The following is an 18,148-nucleotide window of genomic DNA, read 5'->3' as shown; positions in this document are numbered from 1 at the left end:
TTTATCGATCTATCTAAAATGTTTTATAGCAAGATCGCTCTAGCTACGATTGCTAGATCTTCAATGTCAACCTTGCCGTCATGGTTGACATCTTCTTTCTCATTCCAGCCCGCTTGACCTGATTCTTTACCGTAAGCTCCCGCAACTAAAGCCAAGTCACCAATTGAGATACCATTTCCATTGATATCTGCGATTATAAGCTTGCTATCGAACAACTGAACTGCTGCTTCCAATGCGGCATTCGCATTATTCACCTGCTGCTGAGTCGCGTTCGAATTATTCGCTATTGCACTAGCCGCATTGATAGCCGACTGCAATTGCGTTTTGGAGCCAACCGTATAAAGACCGTCCTTATTGCCTTCCACTGCTGCAGCGAATTTCGCCTGAGCGCATGTGATCGTTGCGTTCAAGAGCGACTTATCTACAGGTACAGCAGGTACAGTGATTTGGATCTCACGGGAAGCATCGCCGAGTTGCAGCTCATTTCCCTGTCCATTGGCAATCAGAACATGCTGAATAGAAATTGTCGTACTGGTTGCTTGTGTGACAGATTTGGCCTTAAATTGGATGGCTAGCAAATCGCCTTGGGCAGGTACATTCGCGCCCACGCTGGCAGCCACAATCCGGAGTTGTCCCGGAGCTGTCTCTTTCTTATCGATGACTTGGATCCCATCTTTCAGGGATGTCACCGAATCGAATTGTACACTTGCAGGGTCATACGACAATGTAAAATCTTGGGCGTACACTTGTTGGTACACACTTTGGGTAACGTCGGTCAGTCCCATCGTTAGAGTGAAGGTCTCGCCAGAAAGTACCTGCTGTACACCTGTCAATGTTGACTTTGGTGTTGCTGGTGCCGGTAATACAATCACCCTGACGCTCGTTGTCAGTGCTACGTTGTTCGGATTTATCCCTTGAGGAAGAACGAGTGTGCCAATTAAAGTCTGGGTTGCTGCGGGTGTTGGAACATAACCGGAAGTATCCCATTCTACGGGAATACTAGCGTGAGCTCCATTGCCCAACACGGTTTCAACTTGTTCCGGCAGATTTAACTGCTCTACGGTAGTGCCATATGCAACAGATTGATCCTCTACCGGTAAAATGTTCTGCAAATTGATCTGCGTATTTGAAAATGCATATAACTCTACTTCAAGAATTCTTGCATTCGTATTTGGATAAAAGCCATTGTAGTTATCTGGAGTCGTAATATAGATTCTAAAATATCTAGATGTAACCGGTGCTGTCAGCGTAAAATTATTGATCGCCGTGTTATTTCCAGTTACTACTTGGACGTTCGTCCAGTTGGTCCCGTCTGTGCTGCTCTGTAAAGCGAAATCCTTCGTAATGCTGCTTCCATTCGAATTGGATGACGCGTCATGCCGTATTACCCATTTGTTTATCGGATAAGATTCTCCTAGATCAAGCATTAACCAGTTTGTAGAGCCTTTCGGCTTACCTGCGCTAACCCAACCATCGATATTCTTATCACTGCCAGATGTGTTGTATTTACCATCTACAGCTTTGGATGGAGGATAGCCAGAGTTGCTGCTATCTGCTGTAACTGTACTATTCAGAGCGACGTTTTTGCCATTGATGTCACTAACAACTACTGAACTTTGAAGCAGTTTACCGGTCTTCAGTGTCGCCTTAATTGTAGCAGATCCTTCTTTCAACCCTGTTACGTCCCCGTTCTGACCTACGACGGCAACGCTATTATCACTGCTGTTCCATTTCACTTCCTCTGGGGCACTGGTAATTGAATTTATTGCTTTCAGAGTAACCATAGACCCTACAACTAATTTAACGTTACTTTGATCCATAAAAATTATTGGATCTTTCGGTTTTAATTCGTAAGTCGAACCAGATTGTGTATTGAAGCTATAGATATCACCTAACGTATTCGTGGATTTTGTCGTTACGATTTTATGACCATTCTCGTATACTTCTAAGTCAGTACCCTGCCACGGATTGAAAACTTTAAGATTTTTGCCTTTTTCACTAAAAATGCTAGCATAGGTTGTAATCCCATATTTATTCTGCTTACCGTCAACTAGGAAGGCTCCATTCGCACGCAATCGAGTGAAGGATGCTTCCTGATTCTTATACCAATTCGGGAAAATATGGATAAAATTCTCATCACTTTGCAATAGAGAATTATGAATAAACCCCATATAAATCGAGGCGCCGAGATCGCCGTACGTATTATTATTGCGCATCCCCGTCCAATCGCTGACAGCAGGATTAATAATATTTGAAGAGATGCTATTGACTATTTTTTCAATATCAAATCCAACCGTTGTAGCTGCCACGGCTGCCCGCATCGCTTTGTCGCTGTCCCATGTCTGTAAATATTGGATAAAGTTACGAACATACTCACTATTCTGTACATCCGACATTCCGATGGTATTGAAGAAATAGGATCCATGAATAACTTCAGGATTGTTATAGGATTTAGGAGCGGCTCCGTCATCTTCTACAAATGTAACCTTTCCCGCCCCCGGTCCGCTGCTAATCGTCTTTGTAGGGTATGGGCTTAACTTGTCCAGGATATTTTGCCATGTTGCTCGATTTACGGCATCAACACCCAATGCAACACTCGCCTCAATAGCGCTTTCAAACACGAAATGTGCGGCACTTAAATCTAAAATGGCATTTTTATGCCCGCTCGAACCTTCGAAAGTAGCGCCGTAAACGACATATTTCCCTGTCTGAGCATCCCACACTACATAATCTTCCCAAAATTGCGCGAGATCTTTTAATTCAGGGTAGAGTACATTGATTAAATATTGATCATCTTGCGTATATTTCCAGTATTTCACCAGCGGTACTAACGATGATGCAGCATTGGAAGGTGAATGGAAATAGTCGTTTGGTCCATTGAAATTTTCTGTTCTAGAGCCCCATGGGCCTATATGTGTAGGATATAGTACGCCTCGAATCCCTGTCGTAAATGAAGGATGCCCCGTACCTGATATAAGCTGATTTAATTTCACCGGATTGGAAGCCAGTTTCCGTCCTTCTTCCCAGAAATCCTTAATTACATTGCTGTAATTGGTAATGTGATCTGTTCGGTTTGCCCCAATGGATACATGCATGGCACGTTGAATATCCGTATTCAGGGTATAATCGCCGCTCCATGCAGGATTTGCATGGCCTGTCCATGGGAACAGTGGAGCAGTCAGACCGGCATTGTTTTCACTCTGCGCTGCAATGCCGCATCCTAATTGATATAATCGGCCATAATATAACTTTTCCAATGTATTGGATTGAGGCGCCAAATCAATATAAGATTTTAACCAAAATGCCTTCCACCAGTTTAAATGAGCCTCTTCGGCTGTTGCAATGCTGGCAGCATCACTTCTGGATAACACTTTGTTCTTCGCATCATTCAGATAGGTGGAGGAGCCTTTACCGCCTTCAACAGCCGATACAACGGTTACTGTTTCTTTTCCGGACAACGAAAATGTCATTTTATATGTGTGGTCGTCTACCCTTGCATATTCCGGAGTTTTATTCAGCACCTTCGCTGCCACCGCCGCATTGACGCTCCAATTATACTGGCTGGATTTGGCATTTTTAACTGCATAAATCATTCCGCTTGCTGTATCATTTCCTGCGCTAACGGTTGAAATGGTATTAACCGAACTTTGCGGCGGAGTGGTCCAAGCAGAAACATCTAAACTCAAGGCAGAATCGGTCATATTGAAAATTTCCGTTACAATGAGATTTTCCTTTGCCGACAACCAAGTTTTTGTCTGAAATCCGCTTTCCGATGTTGCCAGAAGCTCAGCCGTTTTCATATCCTGCTCATATTTGAATGTGCCAGACGTCGTGGTACTGCTGCTGATGCTTAATCCGCCAAAGGTTGTAAAATGCACATCTCTATTCGACTCATTATTATCTTCCCACATATCTGTTCGTGAAATATAAATCTTTTGATTCTTCTTATCGCCTCCCATAAAGGCCATAACTGTCCCATTCCCCATTAGCGGGCCATCTGGGGTTTTGTCTGTTGTATTACTGATCGTTGATGGCGCATTATATGCAATTTTGTATTGATCCAATAAATTGGATACCGTTGCCCATTCATCGTTTCCAGGAGCTGAGGCTGCTGCAATTGTCCCCGGACTCGCAACGATGATACTTCCGGCCACAAGGCATGTAGCTAACAGACCTGATAATTGTTTTTTAAATTGAAGCATACTTTAATCCCCCCATGTACATTCATTCTTGTAGAAAGCGTTTACCAAAAGCGATGATGACGATAAAGCAAATTTCGATCTAGTCATGAACTCATCTTTCATTTTTCAATCTACCACCTCGTGCATTCTATCTAGTCAGCCGTAATTCGTTCAGTATAACCCCTTAAAAATCATTTTTGTTACTGTAACTTTTGATTATTACTGTATTTTCACTCTGTTTTGACTACAAAATCTAAAGATCACGACATGTCACGCTTATATTCATGCAAACACGAATTTATTCAGTGGGTTGGCTTATACGTTTGAGCAATATTCAACACGTGGAAATGAAAGGGGGAGACACTAGATCTCCCCCCGCATTTCTTTACCAATCCATCTAATCCATCACCATTCGAAGCAGTTTTATTGCAAGATCGCTCTGGCTACAATGGCAAGGTCTTCAATATCAATTTTGCCGTCGTGATTTACATCCGCTTTCTCATTCCAGCCCGCTTGACCTGGTTCTTTACCGTAAGCTCCCGCGACTAAAGCCAAGTCTCCAATTGAGATACCATTTCCATTGATATCTGCGGTGATTAGCTTGCTTTCAAAAAATTGAACTGCTGCTTCCAATGCGGCTTTCGCATTATCCACCTGCTGCTGAGTCGCATTCGAATTATTCGCTGTTGCACTAGCCGCATTGATAGCCGACTGCAATTGCGTTTTGGAGTCGACCGCATACAGACCGTCCCCACTGCCTTCTACTGCTGCAGCATATTTCGCCTGAGCGCTTGTGATCGCCAAGTTCAAGAGCGCCTTATCTACAGGTATACTCGGTATAGTTATCTGTATCTCGCGGGAAGCACCGTCAACCTGCAGTTCATTCCCCGGTGCATTGGCAATCACAACATGATCTACAGAAATTGTCGTATTGGTTGCCTGGGTTACAGATTTGACCTTAAATTGGATTGCGAGCATATCGCCTTGAGCAGGCACGTTCGCGCCAGCGCTTGCAACCACAATCCTGAGTTGTCCCGGAGCTGTCTCCTTTTTATCGATGACTTGGAACCCGTCTTTCAGGGATGTCACCGAATCGAATTGCACACTTGTAGGGTCATACTTTAGTGTGAAATCTTGGGCGTACACTTGCTGATATACGCTTTGCGTAACTTCGGTCAGTCCCATTGTCAGAGTGAAGGTTTGGCCAGAAAGTACCTGCTGTACACCTGTCAATGTAGACTTTGGTGTTGGCGCCGGCAATACGGTTACGCTGACGCTTGTTGTCAATGCTACGTTGTTCGGATTTGCCACTCCTGCGGGCAGGGTGACAATTCCACTTACGGTGAAGGTCTGCTGCGTTCGCATAGCCGGATCATAACTCGAACCGTCTACATTCCAAGCCACATTAGCATTCACACTTCCCGTATCGGTAACGAGCTCTGTCGTTGCAGGTAATCCAAGGGCAACTGCTGTTTTTGCCGTGCCGTTTGGCAATCCTGTGATTGCTGCTGGTGCTGTGATGCTCTGCAACGTCGGTCCTTGCCCCTCATTCATCAATTGCGTTACTTGAGCCTGACTCAACATACCGTTAAATACACGAACGTCGTCCAACTGTCCAGTGTAAGCTTCTCCGCTGGATTCATTGGCTCCCAACACGATTTTATTCGTTACAATCGGAAGCGGTCCGAGATTCGTTGCGTCGCTTGCCACTACCTTACCGTCGACATAGACCTTCAGCCCCAATGCGTGATCGTAGGAAGCCACATAATGATGCCAGTTGTTATCGCTGTAGGTCCATGGAAACGATAGCATTTTAAGATTAGATGAACCATTGGGCCAATAGGCCACTTGAGCTTGACCCCCGCCTTTTAACTGTAGGGCCGTGAAACGCTTATCTTGACGGAAAAGGTTCATGTAGCCAGTTGAAGGCTGAGAAGTCTTGAACCACAACGACACGGACTCGTCACCCGTTTGATTCAAAGTTGCCGAAGGGTTGATCTCGGCCCTTGAGCCACCGCTGAAAGCAAGCGCTCCGCCGAACTTGCCCGAATTGGTCCAAGTTGGGTTGTTAACCAGAGTTCCGTTGTTGCCTTTGCCTGAAGAATCTCCAGCGGTTGTACCGGAGCCTTCATTGAGCTTCCAGTGGGCTACTAGTTCGACAGGCTTTGTAGATACGTTGATGCTTGTTGTCAATGGAACGCTATTCGGGTTTAGGACTCCAGTGGGCAGAGTTACTTCTCCTGTTACGGTGAAGGTCTGCGCCGTCGTGGCAGTTGGATCGTAGCTTGCACTATTTAAATCCCAATTCACACTGGCATCCACATTTCCCGTATCGGTTACAAGAGCTACTTTTACCGGCAATCCAAGAGCTGCCGCTGTCTTCGCCGTTCCGATGGGCGCTCCTGTGATGGCTGCCGGCGCTGTGATGCTCATGAGATTCGATGGCGGCACTTCAGATAACTCAAACCAGTTAATGTTCCAGCCGCCTGTATTGATGGCCAGCCTTATGGTATGCTTGCCGGCATTTAAGTAAACCTTGTCGGATACGGTCTTCCAAGTTTGGAAGCCACCGGTTGACGGCAACGATGTTATTTTATTCGAAACATTATCTACTAATAAATTGACGATGCCTGTACCAGAGTTTACTGCTACCCTGTAATCTACTTTGTACAATCCCGATTTTTGAACATTTACAACGTAGTCCATCCAGTCTCCTGAATCAGTCCAGCCTACATTCTTTGTCCCTTCCGAGCTGTTCTCTGTTTGAATGCCAGACATACTAACGTAATTTTCCGCTTCTATTTTTCCAGGTATTCCCTGAACAGAGTTTACAGTTACGCTAATGCTTGATGTCAATGGTACATTGCTCGGATTAAAGACTTCAGGTGGCAGGGTTACGGTTCCTGTTACTGTAAAGGTCTGCTCCGTTACCTTTGATGGATCATAACTCGTGCTGCTTACATCCCATGTCACACTGGCATCCAAATTTCCCGCATTGGTTACAAGGGATACTTTACCGGGCAATCCAAGAGCTGCCGCTGTCTTCGCCGCTCCGTATGCTGTAACGGCTGCGGGCGCTGGTATGCTCATGAGATTCGTAGGAACCTTAATCGTAGATGTAGCAATTTTTCCGTCAGCTGTTGCAGCGGTAATAATAATTGTGCCACCAGCTTTTCCTGTTACAAGCCCATTACCATCTACCGTCGCAACAGCAGGATTACTGGAAGACCAGGTTACAACTTCATTAGCATCTGAAGGCATAACCTGTGCAGTTAATTGTAAAGTTTGGTTCTGCTCAACAGTTGCCTGCTTTTGGTTCAATGTAATACTACTCGGCCCCGGAGTAAGCGCATAAGAACTACCTGCGCTCGTATTAAACGTATACAGACCTCCGTTATTTGTGGTAGCGACCGGGACACCGTTATTGGTAACCTGGAGCGGATGGCTCGGCCATGGATTCATCACGGAAACCGTTTTACCTTGTTCACTCACGATGTTTACATTCTGAATCACGCCGGATGAAGTAATATCCGCATCGACCAGGAATGCGCCTTTGGCTCTTAACCTCTTGAATTTCGCCGCTTTATCCGTGTACCAATTTGGGAAGATACGAATAAAATCTTCCTGACTCTGAAGCATGGCTGAATGGATGAACTCCATAAACTCGCCATTGCCATGGAGACCCCCAATCGTGTTGTTCTGCCTTAATCCGTGCCAGTTCTCAAGCGGCACGTTAAGAATATCTGATTTGATATGAGATACTGCTTTATCAATCGGATAGCCAATCCTATTTGCATATATTCCGTAAGTAGGCCTATCATAGTACGCTAAATCCAATGAATTGAACGCGATATCTTTTAAATATTGGGGCGATGAAATGCTAATTTGCTCTGCCGGATAAATTAATTCCAAATCCGTATAATTGAGAAAAGAAGTTTTTGCTTCATTGCCAACAAAAACTCTTTTTCCGTTTTGAATTGCAGTCGGATAATCGCTGACATTATCATAAATATCTTGCCAGGTTGCCCGCATATTCGCATCTACGCCCAAATCTTGGCTAGTGGTCAACAAAGCTTTCATGACAAACTTGATCAGCGCTAAATCCAGAATTGGATTTCTACCATAACTATGTTCATTCGTCGAGCCATAATCGACATATTTACCGTCAACCTTGGCTCCGAGGTGACTTACCCAGAAATCGCCCAAAGCTTTAATATAAGGATAACCTTGCGTTCTCAACCAATTGATATCCTGATTGTAATAATAGTTCCAAATGAGAAGAGCGCCAGTATAGGATGCATTTAAAACCTGACCTCCGTAAAAATTATCCGACAATGTCCCCCACGGGGCAATTCCGACTTGATATAATATCCCTTGTTTCCCTTGGCTCTGAGCATTAGTCCTTCCTTGAGGCATGAAATCGAGCAAGGGCTGGAAGACCCCATCGGATAACTCAGGTCTATTACCTACGAAGAAAGCTTCGTTCTGGCCCAAATATTCCGCATTCAAGTGATAATCGCCTTGCCATCCGGGAAAGTCACTTAGGCAGAATGGGTATTGACCTGCAGGAGTAAATCCGGCCCTATTGATGGATCCAAATTGGTACAGTGCGCCATAGTAAGCCTTATCCAGAAGATCATCGTACGTTCTTACATAAGACTTGAGCCAGAATTGCTTCCACCAATCCAGGTGCGCCGTTTTAAGACCTGCAACAATGGAATCGTTCAACTGTCCTGCTCTTGCTTTTGCATCCGCCAAATGGGTTGTGGCGTTTTTACCGCCTTTAAGTACCGTATAAATTTTGACGGTTGTACCCGGCACTAGCGTAAAGGTTGCCGTACTCTTGCCAAGATTATCTGTTGTTTTCGTAACACTCGCACCTTGAATGGTCGAAGCGATTGCATTCCTTGTCGTCCATCTTACACCTGACCCACCGTTAGATGCTCTCGTTGCCCACAATATTCCGGTCGTACTGTCAATTCCCGCGGTGCTGGGGAATGCTGCTTGATTGTCCGCCTTTGCCCATATATCGACAGACATCGGTATGGAAGCGGTGCCATCTGTCGACAGTTCGGTCACCATTGTATTTTCAGTTGCTGAAACATAGGTTACCGTTTTGAAATTAGACTGTGAAGTAGCCGTTACCTTGGCGTTTAGGATATCCTGCTCCTGCCTAAAAGTGCCTGTAGCGGGAGGGGCAGGTTTGTTACTGTCAGGCCCAATCGTAATTCCCCCTGTAGTAATAGCCCGAATGCCGCTTGGTCCGTCTGTCCACATGTCACTTTCACTGATACTGAATTTTTGCTGATTCGTATCTCCCACAAGTACGACTTTCATGTCTCCGTTCCCCATAATGGGGCCATCTGGTGTAAAATCACCACTATTCGGAATAATGGAAGGAGCCGTATACACGCCCGTCATATTTTGAAGAAACCCCGAGACTTCAGGCCAATCATCTACATTTGCTGCCATTACTTTATTACCACTGAAAGGGAACAAACTACTTGCACTTGACAACAAGAGTGCCAGTGAAAGTGTTAGAGAGACTGCCTTTAATTTACTCTTACCTTTGTCATTCATCTTTCTACCTCCCATTTGTAATACCATTTAATTGCGTCTGTTTGTAAACCCCTTCTGCGACTGTGCCAGCACTCGACATCTTTCATATCTTCCTCATAACGAAGTAGGAAGCTCATGAATTGATCTATAATACAGCATCACCCCTTCCATTGAGTCTGTCTTCCAAATAAATTGAAACGCTTACATAAATTGTATTTTAATAGTTTCTTGAATTAGAGAAATCGTTATCTAATTCAAGAAACCAGAGTGCTTCAATTACACATTAGACTGAAGCAATTGTGCAGTTATACGCCATGAGACCGTCGGAAGCTGCCTTTACGGCGATTTCGCCGGCTTCTTCTACGGATTGAATAATCAGCAGACAACTGCCGTTGAAAGCTTTCCTTCGATTCGCTTTATCAGGTTCGTGACTGCTTGGATTTCCGTTGCCTACGCCCAAGATGTTCGCTTTCCCTTCGACTGTGAAATGCATTTCGTTATCCGCTGTAGGCACCACTCTTCCAAGAGCATCCACCACAAACGCTCTGAAGACGGCTACGTCGCTGCCATCGGCTGCAATTTGAGTTCGATCAGGCACCAATGTTATCGCATAAGGCTCATCCGTTGTTGCGACAACTTTACGCGCTGCCTCCGTATAACCGTTCCTGCCGATAGCCTTGAGTTCGCCCGGCGTATAGTTCACTTTCCATTCCAAATGTGAAGCGCGCGGCATCTCTTGTTCGCCCAAGCTCTTTCCATTCAGAATCAATTCTACGCGTTCGCAGTTGCTATATACCCATACATCAATGATCTGACCCTCTTTACCCTGCCAGTTCCAATGCGGCATGATATGCACGATCGGCTCGTCGGTCCATGCCGACTTTAAATAGAAATAGTTATCTTTCGGAAAGCCGCACGTATCCATCACGCCAAAGTGAGAGTTAATGTTGGGCCATTCATAAGGCGTTGGCTCGCCCCTGTAATCAAAACCTGTCCAAATGAACACACCTGAAAGGAAAGGATTTTCGACCACATCGCGCCACGCTTTCTCCACGGAGCAGCTCCACTCAGGAATATGAATGCCATATTCAGGACAATATCCTTGCAAGTCGTCTCTTTCATAAATGCCTCGGGTTACCGTACAGCTTGCGCTTTCACTTCCAAGCATGATTCGGTTAGGGTACTTTTCATGGTCGCTAATATCCTGATCTTCACGCTGACCGTAGTTATACCCTACGATATCCACGCCATCGCTGTATCCGCCGTCATTCCATCCATGATTCATAGCTGCTAGCGTCGGTCTAGTCGGATCTATACTGCGTGTAATTGAAGCCAAGGTTTTGACCATTCGCGCTCCCATAATGGTCCCTTCCAATATTTCCTCATTTTCCATACTCCAAATGATGATTGAAGGGTGATTTCGGCCCCGATAAAGCATATGTTTCAATTCTTCAATCCCTGAAGGTGAAACATCCAGCTTCCTGTTCTCATCCACGACTAGCATGCCCATCTGATCGCATAGATCCAGAAGCTCCGGCGTTGCCGGATGATGAGCGCTTCGATACGCGTTGCAGCCCATCTCTTTAAGCAATCTGAGCTTGTATGCAATGAGCTGATCAGGCAGCGCCACACCGACGCCGGCAAAGTCCTGATGATTGCAGGTGCCTTTGATCGGATAATGCTTCCCGTTCAGGAAAAAGCCTGCATCCGCTTTGAATTCGATTGTTCGAATACCGAAGTTTGTCCGGTACGTATCCAGAAGCTGCTCTTCATCGTAGACTTCCGACATGACATAATATAAGGAAGGCGACTCCGGCGACCAGAGCGCAGGTTTAGCTATGCGTACAAAGTGCTCGAAAACTCCTTGCTGCTGGAATGAAATTTCCATAGCACTGGCGCTTTCGCCAACTATTTTTCCATGACTATCGTAAACCTTCGTTACGAGCCTGCAAGCTTTCGCGGCATCATATTCATTTCTCACGGTAGTGACGATGGCAATTCCCGCTTGCTCTTCGCTAACCTCAGGCGTCGTCACATAAGTCCCGAACCGATCTACATGAAGCCGATCCGTTACGGTTAACCACGTATGACGGTAAATCCCGGCGCCCTCATACCACCAGCCTTCATAATCACGCGCATCCACTTTGACAAAAACAACATTTTTCCCTTCGCTTCCGTAACGCGCGATATCTGAAATATCATACGTAAAGGCTGTATAGCCGCTTGCATGGATGCCGAGCAGATGACCGTTAACCCAGACCGTGCTGTTACGGAACACACCGTCAAACTCCAAAGAAATTTTCTTGCCTTCAAGCTCTTGTGGAATGTCGAATACTTTCCTGTAACACCCGACTCCCGCAGCCAGATAGCCATGACTTTTGTGGTGTTTGACTTTGCCTCCATCATTCACATAGTCGCCCTCTACACACCAATCATGAGGCAGGACGACCTCCTTCCAGGCTGCCTGATCAATCTGTGAGGTTTCCCTTTCATCAAAGTAAGCGATCTTTAGCCATTCGCCGTCTTCGATCTCCTCGCAATCGGTTAAGCCTCCGGTCATTCCACCTTTAACGGCATGCATGATCGGCAAATCCCCTTGATGGAACATCCATTCTTTGTCAAAATTTCCCTTCACTCTATTGATGTCAGTCATGGTTTCTCTCCTTGTACTTCTTAGCTTATATGAATGGAGAATCTGAATTTGGCATTGTCTTCAAACCACATTGGAAAATTCGTTCCCCACACATTATTGTGCAAATTAAAGTGCATGCCTCCATCCAAAGGAGCAAAACTATTGTCGAATTGCAGCACCCTCTTCTCGCCAGGTGATAATAAAGGGGCATCCAACGTTTCCAAGCGAACTTCGCCATCACTTCCATGGTAATAAACGCCTGAATTGACAGCATGCAGATTGCGGCTTCCGTTTTTTACAACCTCAAGCGGAGAAATCAGTTGACCCATCTTATCCATTTTCCACAAATTCGGATTATCGACGTTGGGCCCAAATGAGAACCAGCTTGCTTCCGGTAAACGGTTAGCCTGCTTGTTGAACCAGCTTATTTCCACGTCGATTTGCTTACGGTTTTTATAAAATTTGTAGTCAATTTGAAGATCTCGCGGCGCTCCATATGCCTGAACGCATTCGGAAGGCATAACAAGCTGCGCTTGTACGTGGTCGTAGTGTTCTTGAGTCTGATTTCTTAAGCTGATCAAATGGGGCGAGAACCTCTTATGTTCAGGCCGAGGCTCTGCAAATTCCATGCCAGGCTTGCTAAAATCCGCATCGGCCCAGAAGTAGGTTTCACTCCAATTTTGGGTATAGTTTTGGAACCATGCATTGTAATTCTCATGACCGAATGTTTCGTACTGATAACAACCTAACCGATGATGCTCATCCGCCCAAATCTTGCCCTTACTGTCGATTAGCTTGCAAATGGCTCCTTGACTGTCAAACGCAACCTGAAACAAGCCGAGCTGATACGTACTGGAATTGTTAAGTTCCTTCGCATTGTGCAATTGCGTTTGTTCAGGCGCCAATGCCTGGAACGCTTCCGCGGCTTCCTGCTGCTTGTCGTCAGACAAAGCACTAACGGCTTTGTGGACATAATCCCGCTGCTCTTTCCATGAGCTTTCAAAGTAACTGAAACTCTTCTCTACGCCAGATGCCGCAAACAAGTCAGGTGAAGCGCCAAACTCATTATTCATGGCAAAAAGTCCCAGATAACGATATTTATCATGAATAGCTCCATCTGAAATATGATCAACCTGTCTAGCATGATGGAAATCGCGAATCGAGTAATTTTTGAAATCCGTCAAAAATTTCTTTTCATCCATTCCCCATGTATGCTCTGGAATCAGAATAAGCTGACTGCAAAATTCATCATATTCCTTGCTATCCAGATTCAATCGGCCTTCCTGTACCCACTTGTCGCGGAGTCTCAACAATTCCCTGTACTGGGAAACTTTCACGGGATCTGTAGCGATGCCATGAATCCAGGTATCTCCAATCTCCTCGTAAACGACAGGAAAGCGGTCTTTCATGCTGATTAATTTCTCGGCAAAGGCGTCCATTGTGGATGCTTGGATCGTTGCGCCTGGGAATCGTTCTGAAAGCTGTGCAAATTCCGCTCGAATATCGGCGGCTGACGGCGGGCCTGAATTGTCGCCTGTATGGGCAAATACCATCGCTTCATCGAATCCGTCAATTTCCACAACATTCCCATAGTCGCTTGCATAATTCACAATGATTTCCGATCCATCTTTCCCCTTCCAAATAAAGAGCGTAGGAACACTCGGAATTTTGGATGAAGGATTTACGCCGAGATGCAAATATTGAATTCCGTATTTAGCCAAGTAAGGAATCATGGCGATCGTATGCCCCGGGACATCCGTCATTTTCGCCGCTACGATGTTTTTCCCATATCTGGCATTCAACTTTTTACTAATCGACAAGCCGTATTCAAATAAAGCCGGATCCATGAGCTCGGTGTGGGTGGTAAAAGGCAATCCATGCCATGTGATACTTCCGTTTACAATGGCCTCTTCCATCTCTTTTCTCTGTGCGTCGGGAGCATGCTTGAGAAATTCATGAATTAACCAAGAGCCGGTCGTCCAGACAAATTTGTCGGAGTCTCCTTCAGACCTTAACTGTTTGGCCAATTGCATCGCTTGAGGAATAAATAAATTAAAATATTTATTGATTACATTCTCCGCCATATCCGTAAAACCAATGTCCAAATGGGTTTTAAATATAACGTGAACCTTTTTCAGGTTGCTCATGTTTGGTTCCTCTCTCCAATTAAAAGTGAAACAGGCTTTAAAAAGGGGAATGACCCGAATAACAAGCCGTTCCCCCCTGAACCTTCAATCAGCACAAATTCATTAAACTTCTTTAGAATTTTAACTTGTTATTTACTGTTTGCGACTTTCCAATCGTCAATTTGTTTTTGAGCATCTGTAATCAACGCGTCCAAACCGGCTGCTTTCAGCTTATTAGTCAGTTCCGGAATCGTTTTTTCGGGATCCAGTGTACCTGTATAGATAATTGGAAGATATTCATTCATAATAGCATTGATCTGTGCATTCTCTTTCTTCATGGCATCTGCGTTGTACAGGAAGCCAAGAAGCGGTGAAGCTGTTGAATCATTATTCGCCTTTTTCATTTGCTCCCAAGTATCCGCAGGTTGACCTTTTTGCACTGAGGCATTGAACCAGCTGCCGAATTCCCATGCATTGTTCGGATTGTATGCGGAGTCTTTGACAACTTCAACAGTGTTGGCATCTACTTTCGTATAGTGAGTGCCTTCAATTCCATAAACAAACAGATTATAAAGATCTTTATCCGAGAATAATAGATCCAACAGCATCATGGCTCTTTCCGGGTTTTTACTGTTTTTATTAATACCCGTCATAGCGGCAATGACGGCGCCTGTATTAACAAATTGAGGTACAGGTTTTGCCTGAACGATCGGATATCCGAGTTCAGTGGATTGACCTGTTTCGCTTCCGGGACCATATCCGCCTGTCATTACTGCATATTTACTAGTCTTTGCTTCCGCTTTCTGATCTTTTAAAGAAGCGGCATCCTTGCGAATATAACCTTTTTGATACCAATCTCTGAACATTTTGGCTTGCGCCATAAATTCCGGACTTTCCACCAAGTCGAATACCTTTAACGATTTATCGGCGGTATGAATGCCAAGCGGATTTACACTGTTCCCTTGCACTTGGTCAATCGTCATGCCTGTTTCATTATCGAACAAATCATACATATTCGTAATATTGCCAACTTGCAGAAAAGGTGTAACGCTCGGATCGCTTTGTTTCACTTTATCTAGGAAAGGCGTCATGTCGGCATACTTCTTAATTTTCGATGTATCCATGGCATACTTGTCAGCAAGGTCTTTTTTAATGTTTAAACCTCTGCCGATCGCATAAATCTGATAGTTTAATACGCCGTACGTTTTTCCGTTTACCTTGGCGGCAGGCCAATATTTTGCTGGCACTTGCTCCAAAATATGTTTACCGTATTTTGAAAGCAAATCATCCAGCGGAAGCAAGGCTCCTTTGGATACGTTTTGAGAATAGTTGTTTGCCCAGGACGATGTGAAGGCAAGGTCGTACGGCTCCCCGGAAGAGACTATGACATTCATTTTTTGATCGTACGCACCCCAATCAATCGTATTGATCGTTAAGGTCGTATTGATTTTTTCTTTTAAAATTTTATTGATCGCATCTGTAACAACTTGCTGATCTTTTTGAGGCGTCCCTACGACGTACCACGTTAAATTAACGGGGGCCAGGTCTTTGGTTTCTGTTGTTGGTGCTTGAGTCGAAGTGTTCGGTGAAGCAGAATCCGATTTGGGAGTTTTTGAACCGCAACCGGATAAAGCAGCTGATGCAAGCAAGACTGTAATCAAAAGCAAACCTGATGTTCTTGACAATTTTCTGATTTTCATTGTTGAACCCTCCTGATTTTTACTTTTATATATTGAATACTGTTTCCAGTATTACAATCACAATGCGTCTCATCCCTTCACGGAACCGACGGAAATACCTCTGATGAAAAATTTATTAATAAATGGGAAGATGAACATCATGGGACCAGCAGCTAGCACGCAAATGGCCATTCTTGCTGACTGATCCGGCATGACGACGCCTTTCAATAAACCCATTGAGGCTGCTACAGAGCTTCTAAGGTAATCCGCATTGGACATAATCCTCCATAACAAGAACTGAAGCGAAACGAATTTGCTGTTCTGAATAAACATTAGGCTTAAGTAATAATCATTCCAGTACATGAGCACAATAAATAGCGCCACTGTAACAATACCCGATATCGTCATAGGAACAACGATGCTGAAAAATATACGGTATTCGCTGGCGCCATCCAACTTGCACGATTCGATAATTGCCGGAGAGATGTCAGACATATATCCTTTCATAATCAATACAAACATGGGTATGACCAGATAAGGAACAAATAATACGAATATCGTATCCGTCATGTGCAAAACTTTGGATGTTATAATATACCAAGGAACTAATCCACCGCTGACCAACATGGTTAAGAAAACATAAAATGACGTTTTCTGTGCATAGGCATAATCTTTTCGAGACATGGTGTAGGCTAGCATTGTGGTTATGGTTGTACTAATTATTGTGCCCACAATACATACAAAGATGGTCACTCCATAAGAAGTCAGAAGCTGATCCGGACTTGCAAAAATAAATCGATAAGCAGTAAAGTCGATTTTATGAGGTAGCAGACTATACCCATATTGCAGAATGTTCGCATCACTCGATAAAGATACAGAAATCACAAGAATTAATGGAACTATACAGAGCACTGCAAAACCAATCAAAATCAGATGTGATATCACATTGAATATAGGCAATCCTCGTTGAACTGAACTATGCATAATAACCCACCTTAAAATACTGAATTTTCTTTATCAAATTTTCGAATAAGCCAATTCACAAAAATAACCAGAACAAGACCGACAACCGATTGATACACGCCTGCTGCCGAGGCCATTCCAACATCACCGAGTGATTTCAATGATCTGTACACATAAGTATCGATTACATCTGTTGTGGAATACAGCAACGATGAATCTCTTGGAATCTGATAAAACAAATCAAAATTTCCTACAAAGATTTTCCCAACCTGCGTCATGACCATGATCACGATAAGCGGCTTTAATAATGGAATTGAAATGCTTTTTATTTGCTGCCATCTGTTTGCGCCATCTACCCTTGCTGCTTCGTAGTATTCATCATTAATACCTAAGAGGCCCGTGTAATAGATGATTGTAAAATATCCAGCGTTCTTCCAAACATAAGTTAATATCAGCAATGGAGGCCAATATTTCGCATCGTTATACCAAAGAACTGCGTCCTTCCCAAACATATGGAGTATCGCATTCACAAATCCGTTTTGCATGTCGAACAAAGCCAAGAAAACGTAGCTGACTACGGTAAAAGAAAGAAAATAAGGCAGGAACAAAATCGTTTGGTAAAACTTAACGGAAGATCGTCTCATTTCATTTAGCATCAATGCAAACACGACAGACACGATCAATAAGACAACAATAAAAGCCAAATTGTACCCAACTGTATTTCTAGTGATGCGGAACGCATCTTGAGAGAACAAATATTCAAAATTGTCAAATCCGACCCATGGGCTCTTCCAAAATCCCAAATCGATTTTGTAATCCTTAAAAGGTAACAGCATGCCATATAAGGGCATATAACTAAAAACAAATAAAAACAACACGCCTGGAAAAGATAAAATAAATAGTTGCTTGTTTCTCATGAAGGTTTTGATAAAATGTGATTGCCTCAAATGTACTCACTCCTTGGATGATCGTATTTCCTTCTAGCTAGGCTCTCTCTGTAATCGAATC

General features: G+C 44.2%; 7 protein-coding genes. All 7 read right to left on the bottom strand.

Annotated features, from left to right (window positions below; translation table 11 throughout):
* Positions 1 to 23 precede the first annotated feature (23 nt).
* Positions 24 to 4,202 (bottom strand): discoidin domain-containing protein, encoded by a 4,179-nt coding sequence (locus AC58PQ_RS06390; RefSeq protein WP_497241120.1) that lies wholly within the window; start codon positions 4,200 to 4,202, stop codon positions 24 to 26.
* Between the two features lie 402 nt (positions 4,203 to 4,604).
* Positions 4,605 to 9,761, bottom strand: a complete 5,157-nt coding sequence (locus AC58PQ_RS06385) for a carbohydrate-binding protein (protein WP_497241119.1) — start codon at positions 9,759 to 9,761, stop codon at positions 4,605 to 4,607.
* Positions 9,762 to 10,023: 262 nt separating this feature from the next.
* Positions 10,024 to 12,393, bottom strand: coding sequence for a beta-galactosidase GalA (gene galA, locus AC58PQ_RS06380; protein WP_497241118.1), 2,370 nt, complete (start codon positions 12,391 to 12,393; stop codon positions 10,024 to 10,026).
* 20 nt (positions 12,394 to 12,413) lie between these two features.
* Positions 12,414 to 14,519: a DUF5054 domain-containing protein gene (locus AC58PQ_RS06375; RefSeq protein WP_497241117.1), complete on the bottom strand. Its 2,106-nt coding sequence runs from the start codon at positions 14,517 to 14,519 to the stop codon at positions 12,414 to 12,416.
* Positions 14,520 to 14,647: 128 nt separating this feature from the next.
* Positions 14,648 to 16,198 carry an ABC transporter substrate-binding protein gene (locus tag AC58PQ_RS06370; protein ID WP_497241116.1) on the bottom strand — a complete coding sequence of 517 codons (1,551 nt, stop codon included), beginning with the start codon at positions 16,196 to 16,198 and terminating at the stop codon, positions 14,648 to 14,650.
* Positions 16,199 to 16,267: 69 nt separating this feature from the next.
* Positions 16,268 to 17,161 carry a carbohydrate ABC transporter permease gene (locus AC58PQ_RS06365; protein ID WP_497241115.1) on the bottom strand — a complete coding sequence of 298 codons (894 nt, stop codon included), beginning with the start codon at positions 17,159 to 17,161 and terminating at the stop codon, positions 16,268 to 16,270.
* An 11-nt stretch (positions 17,162 to 17,172) separates the two neighbouring features.
* Positions 17,173 to 18,087, bottom strand: coding sequence for an ABC transporter permease (locus AC58PQ_RS06360; protein ID WP_497241114.1), 915 nt, complete (start codon positions 18,085 to 18,087; stop codon positions 17,173 to 17,175).
* Between the last annotated feature and the right edge of the window lie 61 nt (positions 18,088 to 18,148).

It is taken from the genome of Paenibacillus sp. J22P143 (assembly GCF_059692035.1).
This window is presented reverse-complemented; position numbering and strand designations above follow the sequence as displayed.

Coding starts and splice junctions, on each gene's coding strand:
- AC58PQ_RS06385 (WP_497241119.1), bottom strand. CDS start 9,761: ATGAATGACAAAGGTAAGAGTAAATTAAAGGCAGTCTCTCTAACACTT.
- galA (WP_497241118.1), bottom strand. CDS start 12,393: ATGACTGACATCAATAGAGTGAAGGGAAATTTTGACAAAGAATGGATG.
- AC58PQ_RS06370 (WP_497241116.1), bottom strand. CDS start 16,198: ATGAAAATCAGAAAATTGTCAAGAACATCAGGTTTGCTTTTGATTACA.
- AC58PQ_RS06390 (WP_497241120.1), bottom strand. CDS start 4,202: ATGCTTCAATTTAAAAAACAATTATCAGGTCTGTTAGCTACATGCCTT.
- AC58PQ_RS06375 (WP_497241117.1), bottom strand. CDS start 14,519: ATGAGCAACCTGAAAAAGGTTCACGTTATATTTAAAACCCATTTGGAC.
- AC58PQ_RS06365 (WP_497241115.1), bottom strand. CDS start 17,161: ATGCATAGTTCAGTTCAACGAGGATTGCCTATATTCAATGTGATATCA.